The 20,701-nt window shown below is 57.4% G+C and carries 18 protein-coding genes, 1 tRNA gene and 1 pseudogene; 11 read left to right on the top strand and 9 right to left on the bottom strand.

Annotation, left to right across the window (positions count from 1 at the left end):
* Positions 1–74: 74 nt before the first annotated feature.
* Positions 75–148 (bottom strand) — tRNA-Gly (locus ABNV41_RS07745).
* 54 nt (positions 149–202) lie between these two features.
* Entirely contained in the window at positions 203–1,594 is a 1,392-nt protein-coding gene (radA, locus tag ABNV41_RS07750) for a DNA repair protein RadA (protein WP_004448875.1), read from the bottom strand.
* A gap of 264 nt (positions 1,595–1,858) precedes the next feature.
* Between radA and ABNV41_RS07755 the strand changes: the two genes are divergently transcribed.
* The 4 genes from ABNV41_RS07755 to ABNV41_RS07770 all read left to right on the top strand — a co-directional run bounded on the left by ABNV41_RS07755 (position 1,859) and on the right by ABNV41_RS07770 (position 6,316).
* Positions 1,859–2,644, top strand: coding sequence for an ABC transporter permease (locus ABNV41_RS07755; RefSeq protein WP_003629138.1), 786 nt, complete (start codon positions 1,859–1,861; stop codon positions 2,642–2,644).
* Positions 2,641–3,429 carry an ABC transporter ATP-binding protein gene (locus tag ABNV41_RS07760; protein ID WP_080986758.1) on the top strand — a complete coding sequence of 263 codons (789 nt, stop codon included), beginning with the start codon at positions 2,641–2,643 and terminating at the stop codon, positions 3,427–3,429. The genes ABNV41_RS07755 and ABNV41_RS07760 overlap by 4 nt, the downstream gene beginning before the upstream one ends.
* A gap of 88 nt (positions 3,430–3,517) precedes the next feature.
* Complete coding sequence (locus tag ABNV41_RS07765) at positions 3,518–3,667, top strand: hypothetical protein (RefSeq protein ID WP_167506844.1); 150 nt, start codon at positions 3,518–3,520, stop codon at positions 3,665–3,667.
* 231 nt (positions 3,668–3,898) lie between these two features.
* Entirely contained in the window at positions 3,899–6,316 is a 2,418-nt protein-coding gene (locus tag ABNV41_RS07770) for a mechanosensitive ion channel domain-containing protein (RefSeq protein WP_050819417.1), read from the top strand.
* Positions 6,317–6,377: 61 nt separating this feature from the next.
* Here ABNV41_RS07770 and ABNV41_RS07775 read toward each other — a convergent pair whose 3' ends face one another.
* The 5 genes from ABNV41_RS07775 to gmk all read right to left on the bottom strand — a co-directional run bounded on the left by ABNV41_RS07775 (position 6,378) and on the right by gmk (position 12,194).
* Positions 6,378–7,166 carry an NERD domain-containing protein gene (locus ABNV41_RS07775; protein ID WP_050819416.1) on the bottom strand — a complete coding sequence of 263 codons (789 nt, stop codon included), beginning with the start codon at positions 7,164–7,166 and terminating at the stop codon, positions 6,378–6,380.
* Between the two features lie 179 nt (positions 7,167–7,345).
* Complete coding sequence (locus ABNV41_RS07780; RefSeq protein WP_050820358.1) at positions 7,346–8,848, bottom strand: replicative DNA helicase; 1,503 nt, start codon at positions 8,846–8,848, stop codon at positions 7,346–7,348.
* Between the two features lie 72 nt (positions 8,849–8,920).
* Positions 8,921–10,105: an AGE family epimerase/isomerase gene (locus ABNV41_RS07785; RefSeq protein ID WP_050819415.1), complete on the bottom strand. Its 1,185-nt coding sequence runs from the start codon at positions 10,103–10,105 to the stop codon at positions 8,921–8,923.
* Positions 10,102–11,535 (bottom strand): D-glycero-beta-D-manno-heptose-7-phosphate kinase, encoded by a 1,434-nt coding sequence (gene rfaE1, locus ABNV41_RS07790; RefSeq protein ID WP_050819414.1) that lies wholly within the window; start codon positions 11,533–11,535, stop codon positions 10,102–10,104. Before rfaE1 ends, ABNV41_RS07785 begins: the two co-directional genes overlap by 4 nt.
* A 5-nt stretch (positions 11,536–11,540) precedes the next feature.
* Positions 11,541–12,194: a guanylate kinase gene (gene gmk / locus ABNV41_RS07795; RefSeq protein ID WP_050819413.1), complete on the bottom strand. Its 654-nt coding sequence runs from the start codon at positions 12,192–12,194 to the stop codon at positions 11,541–11,543.
* A 99-nt stretch (positions 12,195–12,293) separates the two neighbouring features.
* Between gmk and ABNV41_RS07800 the strand changes: the two genes are divergently transcribed.
* On the top strand, positions 12,294–13,112 hold the full coding sequence (locus tag ABNV41_RS07800) for an SDR family oxidoreductase (protein WP_196332531.1): 819 nt from the start codon (positions 12,294–12,296) through the stop codon (positions 13,110–13,112).
* 56 nt (positions 13,113–13,168) lie between these two features.
* Positions 13,169–14,521 carry a cytosine permease gene (locus ABNV41_RS07805; protein ID WP_050819412.1) on the top strand — a complete coding sequence of 451 codons (1,353 nt, stop codon included), beginning with the start codon at positions 13,169–13,171 and terminating at the stop codon, positions 14,519–14,521.
* Here the strand turns inward: ABNV41_RS07805 and rlmB are convergent.
* Positions 14,455–15,297, bottom strand: coding sequence for a 23S rRNA (guanosine(2251)-2'-O)-methyltransferase RlmB (gene rlmB, locus ABNV41_RS07810; protein ID WP_042788716.1), 843 nt, complete (start codon positions 15,295–15,297; stop codon positions 14,455–14,457). The two genes, ABNV41_RS07805 and rlmB, sit on opposite strands and share 67 nt — an antisense overlap.
* Before the next feature lie 204 nt (positions 15,298–15,501).
* Here rlmB and ABNV41_RS07815 point away from each other — a divergent pair, with 204 nt between their 5' ends.
* From ABNV41_RS07815 to lptB, 5 genes are read left to right on the top strand one after another with little or no spacing between them, the layout of a single operon-like run.
* Positions 15,502–16,155 (top strand): ribonuclease D, encoded by a 654-nt coding sequence (locus ABNV41_RS07815; protein WP_050819411.1) that lies wholly within the window; start codon positions 15,502–15,504, stop codon positions 16,153–16,155.
* A 48-nt stretch (positions 16,156–16,203) separates the two neighbouring features.
* Positions 16,204–17,217: an SIS domain-containing protein gene (locus ABNV41_RS07820; RefSeq protein ID WP_050819410.1), complete on the top strand. Its 1,014-nt coding sequence runs from the start codon at positions 16,204–16,206 to the stop codon at positions 17,215–17,217.
* A complete protein-coding gene (gene lptC, locus ABNV41_RS07825) occupies positions 17,214–17,951 on the top strand; it encodes an LPS export ABC transporter periplasmic protein LptC (protein WP_050819409.1) in 738 nt (245 codons plus the stop codon). The genes ABNV41_RS07820 and lptC overlap by 4 nt, the downstream gene beginning before the upstream one ends.
* A gap of 1 nt (position 17,952) precedes the next feature.
* Positions 17,953–19,032 (top strand): LptA/OstA family protein, encoded by a 1,080-nt coding sequence (locus ABNV41_RS07830; RefSeq protein ID WP_050819408.1) that lies wholly within the window; start codon positions 17,953–17,955, stop codon positions 19,030–19,032.
* A 2-nt stretch (positions 19,033–19,034) separates the two neighbouring features.
* Positions 19,035–19,856 (top strand): LPS export ABC transporter ATP-binding protein, encoded by an 822-nt coding sequence (lptB, locus tag ABNV41_RS07835; RefSeq protein ID WP_128105020.1) that lies wholly within the window; start codon positions 19,035–19,037, stop codon positions 19,854–19,856.
* Here the strand turns inward: lptB and ABNV41_RS07840 are convergent.
* Positions 19,853–20,692, bottom strand: a pseudogene (locus ABNV41_RS07840) (MOSC domain-containing protein). The gene lptB and the pseudogene ABNV41_RS07840 overlap by 4 nt on opposite strands.
* Positions 20,693–20,701: the final 9 nt, after the last annotated feature.

Raw genomic sequence — 20,701 nt, forward strand, 5'->3', positions numbered from 1 at the left:
CCTGTAACGCACGCTTACAGGCCGAGTAACGTTGCTATGCGACAAGTGCTTGATTTCATTAGGTTTTTGGAAGTTGGAGCGGATGAAGGGAATCGAACCCTCGTATGCAGCTTGGGAAGCTGCCGTTCTACCATTGAACTACATCCGCATCTTTGTGGGGCGCACTATACCGATACATTGTGCAAATGGCAATGTGTCAGTTTCACTCAGCTTCCATTTCTGCACTTACCAAATCAGAAATATGACCGATTTCACGCAGATGCAGCCCCTCCGGCGGGCGAGAGCGCGTGTTGCCGCGCGCAATGCGGCGGGGCAACACGGCGCGGTCAAACCCCAGCTTGGCAGCTTCCTTCAAACGGGCATCGGCCTGCGCCACCTGCCGCACCTCGCCAGAAAGACCAACCTCTCCAAAATAAACCTCTCCGGGGCTGGTGGGCACGCCACTGGCGGCAGAAACCAGCGCAGCCGCCACAGCCAGATCTGCCGCAGGTTCCGCCACCTTTAGGCCACCTGCCACGTTCAGATACACATCCATGCCAGAAAGTTTGAGCCCACAGCGCGTTTCCAGCACAGCCAGCAACATGGAAAGGCGGCCTGTATCCCACCCCACCACGGCACGGCGGGGGGCACCATCTCCACCTTTGGGGGCCAGCAAGGCCTGCACTTCCAACAAAACAGGCCGCGTGCCCTCCAGCCCGGCAAATACGGCAGAGCCGGCAATATTGCCCCGCCGTTCGGCCAGGAACAGGGCTGATGGGTTGCTTACTTCCTCCAGACCGCGGTCTGTCATGGCAAACACGCCAATTTCATCCGTTGCGCCGTAGCGGTTTTTGGCGGCGCGCAAGATACGGAACTGGTGGCCCCTATCGCCTTCAAAATACATTACGGCATCCACCATGTGCTCCAGCACACGCGGGCCAGCCAGCGCGCCCTCCTTGGTTACATGCCCAACCAGAATAAGGCTGAACCCCCGGCGCTTGGCCGCGCGTATCAGCTCAAACGCACAGGCCCGCACCTGAGAGACCGTACCCGGCGCGCTATCTATGGTTTCCAGCCACATGGTCTGGATGGAATCAATCACTACCGCCCGCACATCGGGTTCGGCTTCCAGCGTGGCCACAATATCTGCCACGTTGATGGATGCCGCCAAATCCAGCTTGGCTCCGGCCACACCCAGCCGCTGGGCACGCAGGCGGATCTGGTCCACCGCTTCTTCACCAGAGATATACAGAACCCGCTCGCCCTTGCCTGCCAGCTTGCTGGCGGCCTGAAGCAGCAAAGTGGATTTACCTATGCCGGGGTCACCCCCCACCAGCACAACAGAAGCAGGTACAAGACCACCACCCAAAACCCGATCAAGCTCTGCAATGCCTGTTTGGGTGCGTGGTGGAAGTTTGATCTCCCCCTCCAACGCCTGCAACGCCACGCGCCGCCCCTTGCCACCACGCACCGCGGCAGAGGATGCGGCCAAGGGTTCCACAGCCATTTCTTCCAGCGTGTTCCATTCACCGCAGGCATCGCACTGCCCGGCCCATTTGGCATGTACAGCGCCACAATTGGTGCAAACATAGGTGCGGGAAGGTTTTTTAGCCATCAGGCAAGCTCTTTTGCTGTCTGGTTCATCCCCCCTGATGTGGAATAAAACAGGAACAAACTCAAGGGCTCGCCTGAACTGTTTTTTATGCGTAGCCCAATTAAGCGTTCAAATCAGCCCTGCCTGATTTATGCAGTATTTGTTATTTGAAAGAGTAACACCCCCAGCCCACCACGCAACGATGCTTTGACGAACCCGCCCGCACAGGTTACGGCTGCTGGAACTGCCTTTTCACACTTCAGCAGGAACGGACAGTCCACACTCATGGACATGGTGCTTGATCTTGTGGCCCGCCTTGGCCGCGCTACACTCTCCCTTATTCGCGCGGCGGGGGCTTTGGCCCTGTTTGCGGCTTCTGGGCTTTCGCACATTGTGCGTCCTCCGTTTTATGGGCGCGTGTTTTTGTCCACCTTTTTAGAAACAGGCTTTTTCTCCTTGCCTGTGGTGGCGCTTACGGCGCTGTTTTCTGGCGGGGTTATTGCGCTGCAATCCTATACCGGGTTTGCGCAATACCATGCCCAAAGCGCCATTGCCGGTATTGTGGTGCTGGCCGTTACGCGTGAGCTGGGGCCAGTGCTGGCTGGGCTTATGGTGGCTGGCCGCGTGGGGGCTGCCATGGCCGCCCAAATTGGCACCATGCGCGTAACAGACCAGATAGATGCGCTCACCACCCTTTCCACCAACCCCATGAAGTATCTGGTGGCCCCGCGCCTGCTGGCCGGGCTGATTGCCCTGCCCCTGCTGGTGCTGGTGGCAGACATACTGGGTGTGGCAGGCGGCTTTACCGTAGCTGTGGTGAAGCTGGGCTTTTCTGCCCCCGCTTACATTACGGCCACGCTAAACTCCCTCAAGGCCATTGATGTAACCGTAGGGTTGGTAAAGGCTGCGCTGTTTGGGTTCCTTATTGCGCTAATGGGCTGCTACTACGGCTATAACAGCAAGGGCGGGGCAGAAGGTGTGGGGTCTGCCACAACAGCCGCTGTGGTGGCCGCATCCATCATGCTGCTGGCCTTTGATTACCTGCTGACAGACCTGTTCTTTTCACAATGAGCCAGACCATGACAGGCACCACGCCTAAAATCCGTATTCGGGACCTGCACAAATCCTTCGGCGCCAAAAAGGTGCTGGATGGTGTTTCCATGGATGTTGCACAGGGTACATCCTTTGTTGTTATTGGCGGGTCTGGCTCGGGCAAATCCGTGCTGCTGCGCTGTATTCTGGGGCTGATTACGCCAGATTCCGGCATTATTGAAATTGATGGCGAAAACGTTCTGGAAGCCCCGGAAAAACGGCGTGAAAAACTGCGCAGTGAAATTGGCATGCTGTTCCAGAACGCCGCGCTGTTTGACAGTTTGACCGTATGGGAAAACGTCACCTTCGGGCTGCTGGCGCTGCATAAAATCACCCGCAAGAATGCCCGCAACCATGCAGGCACCATTCTGGCGCAAGTGGGGCTTGATCCTTCTGTGGGGGATTTATACCCCTCCGAACTTTCTGGCGGCATGCAAAAGCGCGTGGGTTTGGCCCGCGCCATTGCCGCCCAGCCGGATATTCTGTTTTTTGATGAACCCACCACCGGGCTGGACCCCATTATGGGTGCGGTGATTGATGGGCTGATTGTAGATTGCGTGAAAAAGCTGGGTTCCACCGCCATTGCCATTACGCATGATATGGCATCTGCCCAACGCATTGGGGATGAAGCCGCCATGCTCTACAAAGGCAAGCTGATCTGGCAGGGAGCGGCATCTTCCCTCATGAACAGTGGCAACCCGTATGTAGATCAGTTCACCCACGGGCGGCGTGAAGGCCCCATTAGCATGGAATTGCGGCGTTAATCACTCTTGGCTGCAATCTCCACTTGCTCGCGATGCCCTGCAATGAGATAGAAAAAGCAGACAAAACGGGTAAGGGATATTCGGTAAGATGAAACGCGCGGTTCTGCTGCTGGCCTGCACCTTGGGACTATCCGCCTGTGGCATGTTTAGCTCCAAAGAACCGAAGCATCTGACCACAGCCGCCCAATGGGAAAAATACGGGTATCATGATCACCTCAAAACAGGTGATGACGACTAACCTCACCACGTTTCCCATACGTTAATTTTTACCCCTGCCACCGTTGATGGCAGGGCTTTTGCCTGTTTGAAAAGTGCACAGCATTGTGTGGCCTGCACCAAACAGAAACTTACGTACATTCCCCCAACATCACCACGCCGCTTGCTTAATGGTGGCGCAACCCCCTCTTACGCCGCTACGTTACGGATATAAGGGTTATTTTTCCAGACACCTGAAACACAAGGTTTTCTGATGCGTTTGAAGCGGTTCTGTTCTCTTTTTCTAGCGTGTTTTGTGCTTACGCAGGGTGCCTTGCCTTTTGCCGCCAGTTCCCCCCTTTGGGCAGCGGATACAGACAATACCTCCGTTACGGCCCCTGCCCCAACAACCCTTATTACCAATACTTCCGATATTGTCAGTAACAGCACGCTGGAAAGTATTGGTTCAGAAATAAGTGCCATATACCAAAGCAGCCAGCAGGAAAGAACCAACGGCCAAAGCACAACCGAGCTTGCCGCCCTGCTGCGCCGCGCCAATGCTGTGGCCACACAAACAGATACCCTGCAAGCCCGGCTAAAACCCTATCAGGGCGTTTATCAGAACTTTCTGGATATTCTGGGCAAGCCACCCGGTAAGGATGAGCCAGCAGAATCCGCCTCCATTACCGAACAGCGCACCCTTCTGCTTAAAAAACAGCAGGACATCAATTCCCGCATGACGCGGCTGAAGCTGTATCAGGTAGAAGCCCAGCAGCTTGTAAATGAACTGCGCCAGCATGGCACCGCCATACAGCAGGCTACCTTGTGGCAGCGTTTTCCCTCCCCACTGGGAGTCAACTTCTGGTCTCAGTTTACCAGCAATTTCCATACAGACACCACACGCCTTAGCGCTTTGGGGGGAGAAGCCCTTGGGGTGCTGGGGGTCGCTTTTTCTGGCAATCGCATCTTTATTTCGCTGGGTGGCATCGCACTTTCTGCGTTGCTTTTGGTGGGGTGGTTTTTCTCACACGGTATTATTCGCCGTCTGGTGGCGCGTGTTTTACCTGCGGGGCGTATCCGCCCCATTATTGCAACCCTTTTGTGTGGTGTGCTCAGCCTGCTGGCATGGGGTTTTGCCTTCCAGATTTTCTGGAGTGTTCTGGCCTTTGACAACTCTGCGCTGGATGAGGATTTAACCACCCTTGGCAGCATGATGGGCGCGCAGTTTCCACTTTGCGGGCTTGTGATTGAGCTGGGGTTTTGCCTGCTTTCACGCCATCCAGAATGGCGCATCTTTCCGATGTCGGACACCATTGCGCGAAATTTACGGCTGTTCCCGCTCTGGTTGGCCGCAGCACTTATTGTGCGTGGGTTCCTGCGTTATATTGATACGCAAAGCGGCATTTCCATGCTGTCTGTCCAGCTTATGGATGGGCTGTATGTGCTGGCTGTAAGCCCGCTGCTGTTTGCCATCCCGCGGGAGTTGCGTATTTCCGACCAAACAGACAATACCCCCAGCCAGCCCTCGCGCACGCAGTTTTTAATCAGTCTGGCTATGGGCATTTCCATTGTCTGCTGGCTGGCTGTTTTTTCAGGCTACATTCCGCTGGCTTACACCATCATCTCATGGCTGAGCATGATGGCCATTAGCATGACAGGCCTTTTGCTGCTTTCCCTTTTGGTAACAGTTACGGCCAACACGTTGTTTCCGGCCAGTGCGCCCTTGGGGCGGCATCTGGTTGAACTGGGCTTGCCCCCGCGGCTTGTAAACCAGATGTGCGTTGTGGTGCCCGGCATTGTAAATGTGCTGCTGCTGGCTGTGGCTTATGCCGTTGCCACCAGTGGCGGTGGGTTTGACCCGCAGCAGATATGGCACCAGCTTTACTGGCTGTTTCATGGCCAGGCCAGCACCGATGGCTCCCATATCTCTCTGGATGCCATTTTGCTGTGTGCCGTATTGCCGGTGGCGGGGTATTACGCCATCAGCATTTTAAAATCATGGTTCCAGCAAAGGTTTTTCCCCACCACGCGGCTGGATATCGGGGCGCAGGCCTCTATCCTGAGTATTCTGAGCTATGCCGCATGGATTCTGGTTGGGCTGAGCATGCTGGCGGTGCTGGGTGTAACCGTTAAAAGCATGACATGGGTTGTTAGCGCGCTTTCTGTGGGCATTGGCTTTGGCCTGCAATCCATTGTGCAAAACTTTGTTTCCGGCATTATCCTTATGGCGGAACGCCCGGTTTCCATTGGGGATGTTGTCACTATTGCGGGTGTAACCGGCACGGTGGAACGCATTAGCGTGCGCTCTACCGATATCCGGCTGGATGACAAATCCACCATGATTGTCCCTAACTCGCAGTTCATTACCTCGGCTGTTAAAAACGCCACACGGGCGCAAAAGCCCGGTGTGTTCACCATAGAACTCAATCTGCCTTTTGCATCTGATCTGGATAAAGCCATGGATGTGATGGCCCGCACCCTTGCCACCTGTAAGGATGTAGATGAAAGCGTGCAGCCAACCGTCAGCATGTCTTCCGTATCTGATGGCTCTGCCTTGCTGATTGGATCAGCCAAGGCCATGTCTGGCACAGATATAAAGGTTGTGCGCAGCGCTGCACTTTTTGAAATCTGGAAGGCATTTCAGGAAAACAAGATCCCGGTGACGGTGCGGCAAAACCTGATAACCGTTTAACCAGCACGCCCTGTTCCTGCGGGCTATCTGTATGGCCCGCAGGAATACAGATACGTTATGTTTATGAAAAACGCTGGCGTAATTTATCTATATGCTCACGCCCACGCCCTGTATTGGCAACAAAGGCCTGTTGCAGAACATACCATGCTCTTTCCAGTTCGCGCTCATCCACATAGGCAAAACCTTCTGGCCGTGTGCGTAAAACGCGCTCCAGATCTTTCAGGCGCACAACCTGATGATGCACAAATGGGCTGGTATAGGCCCGCCCGGCAAACACCACGAGAGACTGCACATTTTCCAGCCCGGTAAGGTATTTTACGGCACAGACATGCCGATAGTTCTGATGCACGGGGTCCATAAACAGCCGGTACCCTACACCGGTAGAGTTTGGAAAACTCTGTTTCCACACCCCCGGCGTAGAGGAGCCGGAAATAAAGCCATCGTAATTTTTGGTTTCAATAACCACAATACCCCACGGGGCTTTTACAAGATGGTCTATTTCTGTCAGCCCTCTGTCACCTTCCAGCAAAACATTATGCAGGGCCGGCCAGCCCATATGCTGGAGAATTGTGCTAACCTTTTCTTCCCCTTCCCGCCCTTTTTCATGGGCATCAAAATACGGTTTCTCAATAACCGGTTCTGCCGGGGCTTCATCTTTAGGGGTTGGAGGCGGCGGTAAGTGCTTTTCTGGTTTTTCAATAAACCCAAAAACCAGAAACCCGGCCAGTGCAAGAAGCCCCACAACCAAAGCAATTTTTACAAGCAGGAACAAGAACGCAAAAACAGTTGAAATATTCAGCAAGACAAGAAGGCACACTGCCATTGCAATAATGGCACCAAGTTTATCCATTAAAAAATCTGCCCAATCTTATTTATTCTTTTGGCGCGCAGCTTACAGGCTGTTCTTGCACGTGCATGCAGTGGCACATACGTGCGCCATACAGCAAGCGGTATAATTTTTCAAATTTACGTGGATATCAGAAGGCTTTTACCAAAAAAGGCCCCAACATGTGGGGCCTTTTAACTGGTTTAGTGTTCCTGATGAATGGTATCCAAATCTGCAAAGCGTGTGTATTCGCCTTCGAAAAACAGATTGATAGTGCCCGTGGGGCCATGACGCTGCTTTTCCAGAATAAGCTCGGCCTTGTTATGCACCAGGCTCATCTTGCGCTGCCATTCATCCATTGCCACAGAGTATTTCTCCATGGATTCAAAAGCTGTTTCCTTGGGCATACGCTGTTGCAGGTAGTATTCATCACGGTACACAAACATCACCGCATCGGCGTCCTGCTCAATAGAGCCGGATTCACGCAAATCCGACAGCATGGGCCGCTTGTCTTCACGGCTTTCGACCTGACGGGAAAGCTGGGAAAGTGCAATAACCGGCACTTCCAGTTCCTTGGCAATGGCCTTGAGGCCCTGCGTGATCATGGAAATTTCCAACACGCGGCTTTCTGGGCGCGTGCCAACAGATGGCCGCATAAGCTGGAGGTAATCCACCACCACAAGGCACAGGCCCTGCGTACGCTTTAACCGGCGGCAGCGTGTGCGCATGGCGGAAAGAGAGATAGCTGGCGTATCATCAATCACCAATGGCAGGCGGGCCAGTTCGTGGCTGACACGCACAAAGCGATCAAACTCCTTCTGCCCGATATCACCACGGCGGATGCGCTCACCCGAAACCTCGGCCTGTTCAGACAGAATACGAGTGGCCAACTGTTCTGCCGACATTTCGAGCGAGAAAATAGCCACTGCCCCTTTGGGCTTTTCTCCCGTTTCCTCAGCCTCATCCATAATGGCGCGGGCAGCGGAAAAGGCCATTTTGGTAGCCAGCGCCGTTTTACCCATGGCAGGGCGCCCCGCCAGAATCAGCAAGTCAGACGGGTGCAGCCCACCTGTTTTTTTATCCAGATCACGCAGGCCAGATGTCAGGCCCGTAACGTGCCCTTCGTTCTGAAAGGCTTGGGCTGCAACGGAAATAGCGCCGCTTAGTGCCTTGTTGAAGGAAACAAAATCCCCTTCATTGCCTTTTTCCGTGGCCAGTTTGAACAGGGCTTCTTCCCCTGCCTCAATCTGGTCCTGCCCGGAAAGGCCAATGGTGGTGCCAAACGCGTTGTTCACCACGTTTTCACCAATATCAATCAGCTGGCGGCGGATCCACGCATCATGAATGGTGCGGCCGTAATCTCCGGCGTTGATAATCCCGACCATGGAGGACAGCAGCTTGGCCATATAGGCCATGCCGCCAACGCTGGCCAAAATGCCGGAATGCTCCAGCTCAGCCCGCATGGTTACGGGGTCTGCCAGTTGCCCGTTTTCAATACGCCGGGCAATGGCATCATAAATCTGGCCATTCACGCGGTTGGCAAAATGCTCACCAGCCAGAAAGTCCGAAACACGGTCATAGGCGCGGTTGTTGGTCAGCAACGCGCCAAGCAGCGCCTGCTCGGCCTCCACATTGGCCGGGGGCTGCCGAAGGGTAAGGGCCAGAAGGCTTTCGTCCTTCTGGCTGGGGGTATCTGTTGTTGTCATGTTCACAACACCGCTTGTATCAGATTCGCGCTGCCACGTCCTGCTTACAGGCACATTTCCGCACAGCGTTTTTTATGCAGATGGCACGCAGGCCCGCGCAGCCTGATCCAGCGCATCATACGCCGTTACGATATGATAAAGCGAGCTAGTTGGTATTTGTGAAGCCGCAGGTGCGCCCTGTGCATCCAGTTGATCCACCCATGTGCCGGTGGGGCAACCTGTAAAATACCGATCCAGCAGATTACTGGCCATACGCGTGGCCCAACCGGCTTTATCCTGCGGATCATGGCACAATGCGCCACGCAAAGCCTCGCCCTGCACCCATAGGCGGAATGTTGGCTTAAGTATTTGCCCATTCCGTGCAACGGCATCACGCACCAATGCGGTTTGGGCATCTACACCATACTGATGTGCAAAATGGTAAAGGCGCGCGGCCTGTGCTGCGGTATCCACTCCGCTTTGGCGCGCATAAGCCTGCAACAGCCACACCCATTCAAAATGATGCCCCGGCTCACACCACTGGCCTTCTGGCCCTGCGGCGGGTTGCCAGTCTAGCCCAAAATATTCGCCCAGCGTGCCAGTACGTTCATCCATAAAGTGTTGGCTGAACAGCGCATATAATGCGTGGGCCTGCGGCAGATCTGCGGCATCGCCCGTTGTTTCATGCAGGGCAAGCACAGCTTCCAGCAGGTGCATATGGGGGTTTTGCTGCCGCCACGCATCATTGGCGGGCCGCGTGTTCATAAAACCGCCATTGGGCAGGGCCATTGCCTGCCCCAGCCACGCAAGCGTTTGCCGCGCCAGTTCTACCGCCTGGCCTGTGCTGTCCACACGGCCATACCATGCCAGAGCAAACAGCACGAAAGCGATATCGTACAAATCTGCACTGTCATCCAGCACAGCGCCATCACGCGCCAGCAGCTTAACCCAGCCGCCATCTGGCCTATGGGCGTTGAGCAGAAACCTGAAAATACTTTCCGCCCGTTGCGTTGCGGGCTGCCAGCCTTTTAAGGCCGCCCATGAAAACACAAAAAGCTGCCGCGCCTGCACCCTTACGCGCTTGAACGGTGGCAGGGCTGGTGCGCCCTGTAGCGTCAGACACTCCTGCGCACCCAAGGCCGCCGGGTTTGAGGCTGTGCCGTCGCACCCTGTACTGGCCCAGAAAGGCAAGGCATCCTCAAACAGCCAATGCGCAAAGCGGTTGCGCACAGCCACAAGCGGCAGGTTTTCTGCGCCCGGCAGGTTATGCCCCGTCATGTCTTGCGAATCCGCCCGATTGTGGATGTGGTGGAATGCCCCTGCTGCAAATTGGCTAGCACCAGCCGGCCCCCTGCGGCCTGCACAATATCCGCCCCCACAACCTGTTCGGGCCGGTAATCTGCCCCTTTTACCAGCACATCTGGCATCAGGGCACGGATAAGCTCCAACGGCGTATCTTCATCAAACGCCACCACGGCATCCACATAGCGGATAGCGGCCATAACAGCGGCGCGGGATTCCAGTGAATTCACAGGCCGTGTGTCACCTTTCAGGCGGCGCACGCTGGCATCTGTGTTCAGCGCCACCACCAGCCTGTCACACGCGCTCCGAGCTTCTGCCAGCAAGCTGATATGGCCGGGGTGGATGATATCAAAGCACCCGTTGGTAAAACCCACACGCAAGCCACGAGCCTGCCAGCGGGCCACCTGCGCACAAGCAGCCCCCAAAGGTAGCAAGTGCGGCACTTCATCCGGGCCAGATTGTTCTTCCAGCTCGTGCAGAACTTCCTGAATATCCGCCGTGGCCGTGCCCAGCTTGCCCACCACCACGCCTGCCGCCGCATTGGCCACACGCATGCCCTGTTCGAACGACATACCCGCCCCAACAACCAGCGCCATAGTGGCAATAACGGTATCTCCCGCGCCGGAAACATCAAACACTTCCCGCGCACGGGCAGGCACAGCCAGCACCTCGCCCCCACGCCGCACCAGCATCATGCCTTTTTCCGACCGGGTGGCCAGAATGGCCTGTGCATCGGCTTGAGCCATCACCTTGCTGGCGGCGGCTTCCACATGGGCTGCGGTATCCACCGGCATGCCAGAAGCGGCTGCCAGTTCCTTGGCGTTGGGGGTAATGCAGGTAGCCCCTTTGTAGCGCGCGTAATCGGTAGATTTGGGATCTACAAAAACAGGCACGCCAGCTTGCCGCGCCACGCGGAACAAATGCGCCAGCACAGCCGGAGTGCACACGCCTTTACCGTAATCAGACACCACCACAGCCTGACAGGCCCCAATATGCGCATCAATCTGGCGGCACAGGGCTTCCTGCTCAGGCTCTGCAATGGGGGCGTGGCTTTCTTCATCCACCCGCACCACCTGCTGATGCGCGGCAATAAAGCGTGTTTTGCAAATTGTAGGCCGGGCAGCGCTCTGCACCGTAGCATCCACCAGCCGGTTTTTTTCTGCCAATGTGGTGCGCAGGCTGGCCCCGGCCTCATCCTGACCACTCAGCCCCACCAGAACGGCACGCCCCCCGAGCGAGATAACGTTGCTGGCCACATTACCGGCTCCTCCAGGCATTTCACGCCGGGAATCGAGCAACAACACAGGCACGGGTGCTTCAGGCGAGATGCGGTCCATGCTGCCGTATAAAAAGCGGTCCAGCATCACATCGCCCAGGCACAGCACGGTAATGGCAGAAAAATCCATGCCGTTCAGGCTCCAAAGCTGGCAACAAAATCCAACAGCCCCGTGCGCCGGCGGGTTTGCAGGCGTGCCGCCACCAGCACGGCGCGGGCTTCTGTAATGGCGCGGTCCAGATCCGTATTGATAATTACGTGGTCAAACTCCCGCCAATGCGAGATTTCATCCCGCGCGGCGGCCATGCGGCGGGCAATTTCATCGGGGTGGTCTGATGCACGGCCACGCAGGCGCCGTTCCAGTTCCTCTAATGATGGGGGCAGCACAAACAGGCTCACCACATCATCAGGCAGTGCGCGGCGGATTTGCTGGTGGCCCTGCCAGTCTATGTCAAACACCATATCGTGCCCGGCAGCCAATGCGGCTTCCACCGGGGCGCGGGGCGTGCCGTAACCACGGCCAAACACGGTGGCCCATTCCAGCAACTCGCCATTTGCGGCCATGCGCTCAAAATCTTCCATAGTGCGGAAGTGATAATGCACACCTTCTTTTTCCCCCGGCCTTGGCTGGCGGGTGGTCACAGAAACCGAGTGCTTGAGCGCTGGCTCGGAAGCACGCAGTGCATTGGCAATGGTAGACTTACCCGCCCCAGATGGCGCAGAAATAACCAGGCACACACCGCGCCGCCGTTCTGCTCCGTTATGCTTACCCTGTGCGTTGTGCGCCATGCTGCCTTCCCTGCGTGTTCTATCTATCCGTCTTGCGCCTTCATGCCAGAAGCCGCCATGCTATGCCATAACCACCATAAGCAAAGGCCGATCTGTAATATGAAGCATGATACCGTTCTGATTACTGGCGCATCCTCCGGCCTTGGGCAAACATTGGCCCAGACGCTGGCCCGGCCTGGGCGCACCCTGTATTTGGGCGGGCGCAACGTGCAACGGCTAGAAGAAACAGCCAAAGCCTGCATTAGCCGGGGTGCGGCGGTGCATTTGCACCTTGGTGATGTGGCAGACCGTGCCGCAATGGAGGCCTGGATACGCAGCACAAACGGGCTAGATCTGGTTTTGGCCTGTGCAGGCATAACGGGCGGCACCCGCAAGCCGCAAACGCCCGATGGCGCACCGTATGAACCTGCGGCACAGATTTATCGTATTTTTGAAACAGACATGATGGGCGTACTCAACACCGTGCTGCCTGCGCTGGATGTTATGCAACATCAACCCCGTGGGGCAGATGGCATGCGTGGGCGTATTTGCGCCATTTCTTCCGTTGCGGGCGTGGTGTCTTACCCCGGCACACCCTCTTATTCCGCAGCCAAGGCGGCAGTGGACAGATTTATGGTGGCCACCGGGGGAGATGCCAAAAAGGCTGGTATTTTATTAAGCTCCGTTGTGTGTGGGTTTTTGGATACCCCTATGGTGGCCAAAAACGCCTTTCCCATGCCGGGGCTAACTGATGTTAACAGCGCCTGCCGCCGCATTTTGCGTGGGCTAAGCCGGAACGAGCGGCGCATTACCTTTCCGCTATGGTTAGTAGCGGGCTCCCGCTTTATGGACCTGCTGCCCATCCGGCTGGCAGAGTTCTATTACAACAATCAGCCCTCTGGGGCTGCTGGGTCCATGCCCGAACCTGATCTTTCATGATACTGTAGCGCCAACCTTCTCCACTCCCGCCCCCACGCCGCAGGAACACGCCATCCATGATACAATCACCCCCTTCAGCCCCCCAGACCGGTGGCCTGATGGAGGATCTTTCCGCCGCATCTGTAAGAGAGCCCGTTCCGGCAGCGCTTAAAACCATGCCAACAGACCGGGTGTTCTGGAGCCATTTTTCCCCCAACCTTGGCCCCGGCGGTTGGGTAACTGGGGCATTGCTTACAGGCATGGGGCTGGATTTTCGCACAGGGGTGGTTGCCATTATTATTGGCAACATTATAGGCGCGCTGCCCGTAGCCCTTGCTGCCGCTATTGGCCCCAAAACCGGGCTGACACAAATGGAGGCCTCTCGCCGCGCATTGGGGCAAAAAGGCCTGCGCCCTCCGGCGTTTCTCAACTGGATTTATTGCGTGGGGTGGGATGCCGTAAATAACGTGCCCGCCGCCACGGCCCTTATGGCGCTGCTGCTTTTGGCCGGGCTTTCCATGCCCTTCTGGCTGGCTTTGGGCATACTGGCCAGTATTCAGATGGTGGCCTCCATTTACGGGCACCACGTGGTGCAGGCCTTGCAGAAATATCTAGGCACCGTGCTGCTGGTGGTGTTCACGCTTATTGGCATTGTGTTTGCGCTAAAAGGGCAGGCCCCGCTGGCCGCGCATCATGCTGTCAGCTTTTCCACCTTTTTGCTGGCAACGGGTGTGCTGGTCAGCTTCAATCTGTCCTGGGCTTCGTATTCCTCAGATTACACGCGGTATCTGCCTGCCAATACCAGCCCCAAAAAGGTGGTGCTGCTGGCTTTGGCGGGGCTTTTGGGTTCGGCCATTCCGTTCCAGATTCTGGGGCTTATTTCTGCCGGGTCTGTGGCAGAGGCCTCACCCACGGCGGTTATTGCCTCGCTCCAGCAGGCTATGGGCCCACTTGGTGCCGTAGCCCTTGGGGCCATTGCGCTTTCATCCATTACCGGCAATTCGTTTAACGATAATACCGCCAGTTACAGCCTTATTTCTGCCGGGCTGCATGTGCCGCGCATTGCTGCGGCCATTCTTACAGCCAGCCTTGGCTATGTGTTGGCTGTGGCCGGTGCGGGCCGCTACACCACGCTTTATACAGACTACCTGCTGGTGACGATGTACTGGATTGCCCCGTGGATCGGCATTGTGCTGGCAGACTGGTATTTTGGAGACCGCACAGTGCACCCCATTCCACCGGGTTGGACACGCGGCGCCACTATTTTTACTGTAACAGCCGTGCTGACCATTGCGCTGTTTTCAACCAGCAGCCTGTATACCGGCCCCGTAGCCCGTTGGCTGGGCGGGGCCGATATTGGGTATTACGTGGGCTTTTTTGCTGCGGCTTTCTGGTATGCGCTGGGCATGCCCCGGCGCACCAGTTCGTAAAGCCCCACAGCGGCGGCTACGGATACGTTCAGGCTTTCCATTTCTCCGGGCATATAAAGCCCGGCAATTTCATCACAGCTTTCACGCGTTAAGCGGCGCAGCCCCTTGCCTTCTGCCCCCAGCACAAGGGCTACGCGGCGACCATCAAAACTGGCGCCATCCAGCGTGGTGCCGCCTGCATCCAGCCCCACTGTCCAGCACCCGCTTTTCTGCAACTGCTCAATAGCGCGGGAGAGGTTGACCTCTCGCACCATGGGCACGGTTTCCAGTGCGCCAGATGCCGCCTTAGCCAGTACGGCTGTTTCTTCCGGCGCGTTGCGGTCCTGCACCACAAGGCAGGCTGCACCAAACGCTGCGGCTGAGCGCAGAATAGCCCCGATGTTCCGTGGGTCTGTCACCTGATCCAGCACCAGCACCGGGCCGGGGCGTTCCAGCGCTTCATCCAGCGGCATAGGGGGTAGAACACGCGCCAGAAGGGCTACACCCTGATGCACCGCATCCGGCCCCAGCAAATCATCCAGCCGCTGGCGTTGCACCAGTTCCGGCGCCACGCGCACACCCCGGCCTGAGCGTGTGGCCTCTTCCAGCGCGGGATGATTTTCTTCGGTTACCAGCAGGCGTTCATACACACGGCGCGGATTGTTAAGTGCTGCCGCCACTGCATGCGTGCCAAACAGCCAGCATGTGCCCGCCGGAGCCGAAGGCGCGCCTTCCCGCCCACCAGCAGAAGAAACACGAGGGCGCCGCGCAGGACGGCCATGACGAGGTTGACGCATAAACACACAGTTCCGGGTTATTAAGGGTGTAACAGATGAGGCCCTTCTAGCGCATTCCGCCTACCTGCGCCTATCCCGCATATAAATGTGCGCCGCCGCCATAACAGCGCCATACACAACGCGCAGGAATGGACATTCCATCACGCCGGCTGTATCGGTCTGGAACACAACAGCATACAGCAACAGAACACGCAGGAGCGGGTTATGACCTCTGCCCCATCCGAAGGTGCCATTACACTGCACCGGAACGATCTTCCAGACAACGTGACCTTTAGTGGGTCCGTGGCCGTGGATACGGAAACAATGGGCTTGAACCCGCACCGGGACAGACTATGCCTTGTGCAGCTTTCTGCCGGTGATGGCACGGCACATCTGGTACAGATCATCCCCACCTCCCTTGGTGGCAAAGGGTATGATTGCCCCAACCTCAAGCGTGTTCTGGCCGATCCTTCCATTACCAAGATCATGCATTTTGCACGGTTTGACGTAGCCATTCTGCAGCACGCGCTGGGCATTACCGTAAGCCCGGTGGTGTGCACCAAAATTGCCGCCCGCCTTGTGCGCACCTTTACAGACCGCCACGGCCTTGCCGCCCTGTGCCGCGACATGCTGGGTGTGGAACTAAGCAAACAGCAGCAGACATCGGACTGGGGTGCGCTGGAACTCAAGCCCGAACAGTTGGCTTATGCGGCATCTGATGTGCTGTATCTGCACGCATTGTGGGATAAAATGTCCGCCCTGCTGGAGCGTGAAGGCCGGCGTGAACTGGCACAGGCATGCTATGACTTCCTGCCCGCCCGCGCCCGGCTTGATCTGCTTGGGTATGAAGACCCGGATATTTTCTCTCACCGCGCGTAAGCGCGCGCCTTCGCATTACCTTTTTCTGATCAACCGGATCGGCTCGGCATGAACATGTCCACCCATATCAGCTCGCAGGCTTCCTCTTTCCCCGGCGTAGAGGCGGCTGACGTTGTGCGCACAGAACGTGCAGGGCTGGATGCGCTGGCAGAGGCGCTGGAAAACCCCGTAGGGTTGGGCGGTGCCTTTGCCGAGGCGGTAGAAATTATTCTGGCGCTGCCGGGCCGTGTGGTTGTAACCGGCATTGGCAAATCCGGCCATATTGCCCGCAAGGTGCAGGCCACGCTGGCCAGCACCGGCACGCCCGCCGTATTTGTGCACCCGGCAGAAGCATCCCATGGTGATCTGGGAATGGTGCAGAAAGGTGATGCCGTTCTGGCTTTTTCCAATTCCGGGGAAACCACGGAACTGGGAGACATTGCCGCCCATGCCCGCCGCACGGGCCTGCCGCTTCTGGCTGTAACAAGCCGCGCCCATTCCACCTTGGCTTCTGCGGCCACAGTGGCGCTTACGCTGCCATCTTTGCCGGAATCCTGCCCGATGGGGCTGGCCCCCACCACCAGCACCCTTACCCAGCTTGCGTTTGGTGATGCCTTGGCCGTGGCCCTGCTGCGCCAGCGCGGTTTTACCGCCACAGATTTTGGCACCTACCACCCCGGTGGCCGCCTTGGCGCACGCCTGCGCACCGTGCGGGAGCTGATGCGCACAGATAACGCCATGCCACTGGCCACCCCCAACACCCCCATGCGGGACGTTATTGTGGAAATGACGCACAAGGCGCTAGGATGCGTGGCCATTCTGGGCGAGAATGGTACCTTGGCGGGGCTGATCACGGATGGTGACCTGCGCCGCGCGCTTGATCACGACCTGACGACCACGCTGGCGAAAGATGTCATGAACGATTCACCGCTCACCATAGGGCCGGGTATTTTTGCTTCTGAAGCCCTGCGGCTGATGAACGAACGCAAAAGGCCCATTACATCCCTGTTTGTGTTGGATGATGAGCGCAAACCCTTAGGCGTTGTGCATGTGCATGACCTGATCCGAGCCGGGGTTGGATGACCAGCCCGGAAGACAAACGCCCGCAACGGGCCGATTTTGCCCGCTCGGAAGAAACCATCCGCCGCCAGCGTGAACGGCTTGCGCCCTCCGCCCAGTTGCGCAAACTGCCGGATGCCGCCAAGCTGGCACGCCGCCGCACCATGCTGCGCTGGGCCAAATGGGTGCTGCCCGCCACGGCCCTGCTGCTGCTGGCCACCATTGCCGTATGGCCAGAAGTAGACCGGCTGCTAAGCGCCAACCAGACCACCATTAAGGAACTGGCCAAGGTTAAGATTGAAAGCGGCAACCTGATAGGCGCCACGTATCGCGGGGTGGATGAACACAACCGCCCGTTCATGATTACGGCAGACAGCGCGCATCAGGTAAACGACAACCGGATGGATCTGATACACCCCAAGGCCGATTTGCTGACACAGGGCGGAAGCTGGCTTTTGGTTGAATCGGAAAAAGGCGTTTACATGCAGCACGCACAGATTCTCGACCTGACCGGAGAAGTCACCCTGTACCGCGATGATGGCCTGATGATGCACAGCCCCGTAGCCGATATTGATGTCAAACGCGGCATTATTGCCTCCGATTCATGGGTGCGGGCAGAAGGGCCTTTTGGCTCGCTTGATGCCAAGGGCTATCTGCTGGCCCAGCATGAGGGCATTGCCCAGTTCCGCGGCCCCGGCCAGTTGATTCTGAATGATGATCGCCACAGTGATTCAGCCCCCAAAGGCAAGGCTTCCTGATATGCGCCGCCTTTTTCCCCGCTCCCGCCCTGCCCTGCGTGTTGCCTCTGCCGTTATGGCGGCACTGCCATGTGCCATGCTGGCCCTTTCTGGCACAGCGCTGGCGCAGGCCATTGATATGTCCCACGGGGGGCAGATTACCGTTACCGCCGCCGGTGGGTTTGACTGGGACCAGAACCAGAAAAAAGTTACCGCCTACGATCAGGCAAAGGCCATCCGTGGGGATGTTACGGTTACGGCAGATAAGCTGATTGCCTATTACCGCAAAAAAGCCCCCGCACCCGGCGCGCCAGATGGTGCAAAACCGGCAAGCGTGCAGGCCCCGGCCGCCAACGGCACCACACCGGCCACACCTCCGGCCAGCACGGATCAGCCACCACCAGCCCCCGCCCCCAATGGCAGCGCAGATGCAGGCGGCCAGAAGGCCGCCGGAGGGGATGATCAGGATTCCGGCGCCAACGAAATCTTCCGGCTTGAAGCCATAGGCCACGTGCATATCTTCACCCAGACCGATCAGGCATGGGGTGATAAAGCGGTGTACGACATGGATCAGGCCGTGCTTGTCATGACCGGCAAGGCCATGAAGCTGACCACCCCGCAAGATGTGCTGACAGCGCGGGATTCGATGGAATATTACTCGCAGCAGCGTATTTCCATCGGGCGTGGCAACGCCACCGTCACCACCAATGATCAGCGCCAGATCCGGGCAGATGTGCTGGTGGGCTACAGCGCCCCGCCGGATCAGAACGCCCAGCCACAGCAGCAGGCCAATAATAACAGCAGCAGTTCAGACCCGCTCAGCAGTGGTTCGGGCAAGCTGGAAAAGGTAAATGCCTTTGGCCATGTGTGGGTGCACACGCAAACAGAAATCGTCACGGGGGAACGCGGGGTGTACGTGCCTGATACCGGCATTGCCCGCATTGTTGGCAATGTCCATATCACCCGTGGGCCAAACCAGATTCAGGGCGCTGCCGCCATTATTAACATGCACACAGGCATAGCCACCATGACAGAACGCCCCGGCAGCCGGGTAAGCGGGTTGGTTGTGCCCAATAACGGCGATACGTCGGACAGGAAATAAGCATGAATCAGGAAGTCACCTGGACGTCGGAAGAAACGGTTCGTGAAGAAGTGGTGGGCCTAGGCCCGGAACCGACTGATATTCATGCCCCGCATCGCCCCGGCCACGGCCTGTATGCACGCGGCATTGGCAAAAGCTATAAAAAGCGCGAGGTGGTGAAAAACGTTTCCATCGAGGTGCATCGGGGGGAAGCCGTTGGCCTGCTGGGCCCAAACGGTGCGGGTAAAACCACCAGCTTTTATATGATTGTGGGCCTTGTACAACCCGATACCGGCTCCATTACGCTGGATGGTGCGGATATTACGCAGTTGCCCATGTATAGGCGCGCACGGCTTGGCATTGGCTACCTGCCGCAGGAAGCCAGCATTTTCCGTGGCCTGAATGTGGAACAAAACATTCTGGCCGCTTTGGAAGTGGTGGAACCAGACCCCGACCAACGGCAGGTGATGCTGGATGGGTTGTTGAGCGAGTTTGGCATCAGCCATTTGCGCCGCTCCCCCTCCCTTGCCCTTTCAGGGGGTGAACGCCGCCGTCTGGAAATTGCCCGCGCACTGGCCAGCCAGCCCCATTACATTCTGCTAGATGAACCTCTGGCCGGGATTGACCCCATTGCCGTGGGGGAAATTCGTGATCTGGTGTCTCACCTTAAAGATCGCGGCATCGGCGTGCTGATTACCGATCATAACGTGCGTGAAACGCTGGAAGTGATTGACCGCGCCTATATCATGCACAGCGGTCAGGTGCTGATGCAGGGCGTACCAGAAGAAATTGTGGCCCATGAAGATGTGCGCCGCGTGTATCTGGGTGAAAGCTTCTCGCTCTAGGCTTCTGCCAGCAGGTTGGATGGCCCGCAGTCCAATACGGTTACTGGTGCGCCCACCTCTATTGTGCCGGGCTGCTCCACTCTAGCGTTTTGCGCAAACATCACCCCTTTGGGCGTGCGGTGGAAGGCTGCCAACGTGGCCAGAGGCTCCTTGGGGTTGGGTACTTCTGCTGTGGTCTGATCAATGGTTGTCACCACACAGCGCGAACACGGGGCCAGAATACGCAAAACAGCCGCGCCAACACGGATGCGCAGCCAGCTATCCTCGGCCCACGGTGTAGCGCCCTGCACCACAATATTGGGCCGAAACCGCGCCATAGGCACAGCCTGCCCCACTGGCAAACGCGCGTTCAAATCCGCCAAAGATGCCGTAGTGGCCACCAGCAGCGGGTATCCATCTGCAAAGGAAACTGGAACATCTGCCTGATCCAAATGGCGCAGGCGCGCGTGCTGGGGCGTATCCATTCACACCAGCCTGCATGGCTGTGCCAAGGCCTCGGTTAACCAATCAGCCGCATCTTCTCCCGCATCCCGCGCCTGCACTGTGTCTTTCCATACAGTCACAGAACGTACGGGCGCGTTGGTATCAGGAAACCGCACGGAACACGGGGGCATATTGGCCTTGCCCAGTTCCAGCCCTTCCTGCGTGGGCACAGCATTTATCAGCGCCATATCCCGGCAGGTTCTTTGGGTTATAAATCGGCCATGTGGGTCTGTAATCATCCACCGCCGATCTGCCTCCAGCCCCCACGGCCATAATCTGGCTTGGGCGGGAGAAAGCCCTCGCAACCCCTTAACGGGGTAAACATGCACGCTGGCAACGCTTAGGCCTGTCATGCGGCATAC

Origin of the sequence: Acetobacter sp. A11-2 (assembly GCF_040208445.1) — a bacterium.
GTDB classification, from domain to species: domain Bacteria; phylum Pseudomonadota; class Alphaproteobacteria; order Acetobacterales; family Acetobacteraceae; genus Acetobacter; species Acetobacter oryzoeni.

Bases quoted from the DNA above. Each gene is read 5' to 3' on its own strand.
- gmk (WP_050819413.1), bottom strand. From the start codon at position 12,194: ATGGCGCACAACGCACAGGGTAAGCATAACGGAGCAGAACGGCGGCGC.
- ABNV41_RS07815 (WP_050819411.1), top strand. From the start codon at position 15,502: ATGACCTCTGCCCCATCCGAAGGTGCCATTACACTGCACCGGAACGAT.
- ABNV41_RS07805 (WP_050819412.1), top strand. From the start codon at position 13,169: ATGATACAATCACCCCCTTCAGCCCCCCAGACCGGTGGCCTGATGGAG.
- lptC (WP_050819409.1), top strand. From the start codon at position 17,214: ATGACCAGCCCGGAAGACAAACGCCCGCAACGGGCCGATTTTGCCCGC.
- ABNV41_RS07830 (WP_050819408.1), top strand. From the start codon at position 17,953: ATGCGCCGCCTTTTTCCCCGCTCCCGCCCTGCCCTGCGTGTTGCCTCT.
- ABNV41_RS07775 (WP_050819416.1), bottom strand. From the start codon at position 7,166: ATGGATAAACTTGGTGCCATTATTGCAATGGCAGTGTGCCTTCTTGTC.
- ABNV41_RS07785 (WP_050819415.1), bottom strand. From the start codon at position 10,105: ATGACGGGGCATAACCTGCCGGGCGCAGAAAACCTGCCGCTTGTGGCT.
- ABNV41_RS07770 (WP_050819417.1), top strand. From the start codon at position 3,899: ATGCGTTTGAAGCGGTTCTGTTCTCTTTTTCTAGCGTGTTTTGTGCTT.
- ABNV41_RS07780 (WP_050820358.1), bottom strand. From the start codon at position 8,848: ATGACAACAACAGATACCCCCAGCCAGAAGGACGAAAGCCTTCTGGCC.
- ABNV41_RS07765 (WP_167506844.1), top strand. From the start codon at position 3,518: ATGAAACGCGCGGTTCTGCTGCTGGCCTGCACCTTGGGACTATCCGCC.
- radA (WP_004448875.1), bottom strand. From the start codon at position 1,594: ATGGCTAAAAAACCTTCCCGCACCTATGTTTGCACCAATTGTGGCGCT.
- rlmB (WP_042788716.1), bottom strand. From the start codon at position 15,297: ATGCGTCAACCTCGTCATGGCCGTCCTGCGCGGCGCCCTCGTGTTTCT.
- lptB (WP_128105020.1), top strand. From the start codon at position 19,035: ATGAATCAGGAAGTCACCTGGACGTCGGAAGAAACGGTTCGTGAAGAA.
- rfaE1 (WP_050819414.1), bottom strand. From the start codon at position 11,535: ATGGATTTTTCTGCCATTACCGTGCTGTGCCTGGGCGATGTGATGCTG.
- ABNV41_RS07800 (WP_196332531.1), top strand. From the start codon at position 12,294: ATGAAGCATGATACCGTTCTGATTACTGGCGCATCCTCCGGCCTTGGG.
- ABNV41_RS07820 (WP_050819410.1), top strand. From the start codon at position 16,204: ATGAACATGTCCACCCATATCAGCTCGCAGGCTTCCTCTTTCCCCGGC.
- ABNV41_RS07755 (WP_003629138.1), top strand. From the start codon at position 1,859: ATGGACATGGTGCTTGATCTTGTGGCCCGCCTTGGCCGCGCTACACTC.
- ABNV41_RS07760 (WP_080986758.1), top strand. From the start codon at position 2,641: ATGAGCCAGACCATGACAGGCACCACGCCTAAAATCCGTATTCGGGAC.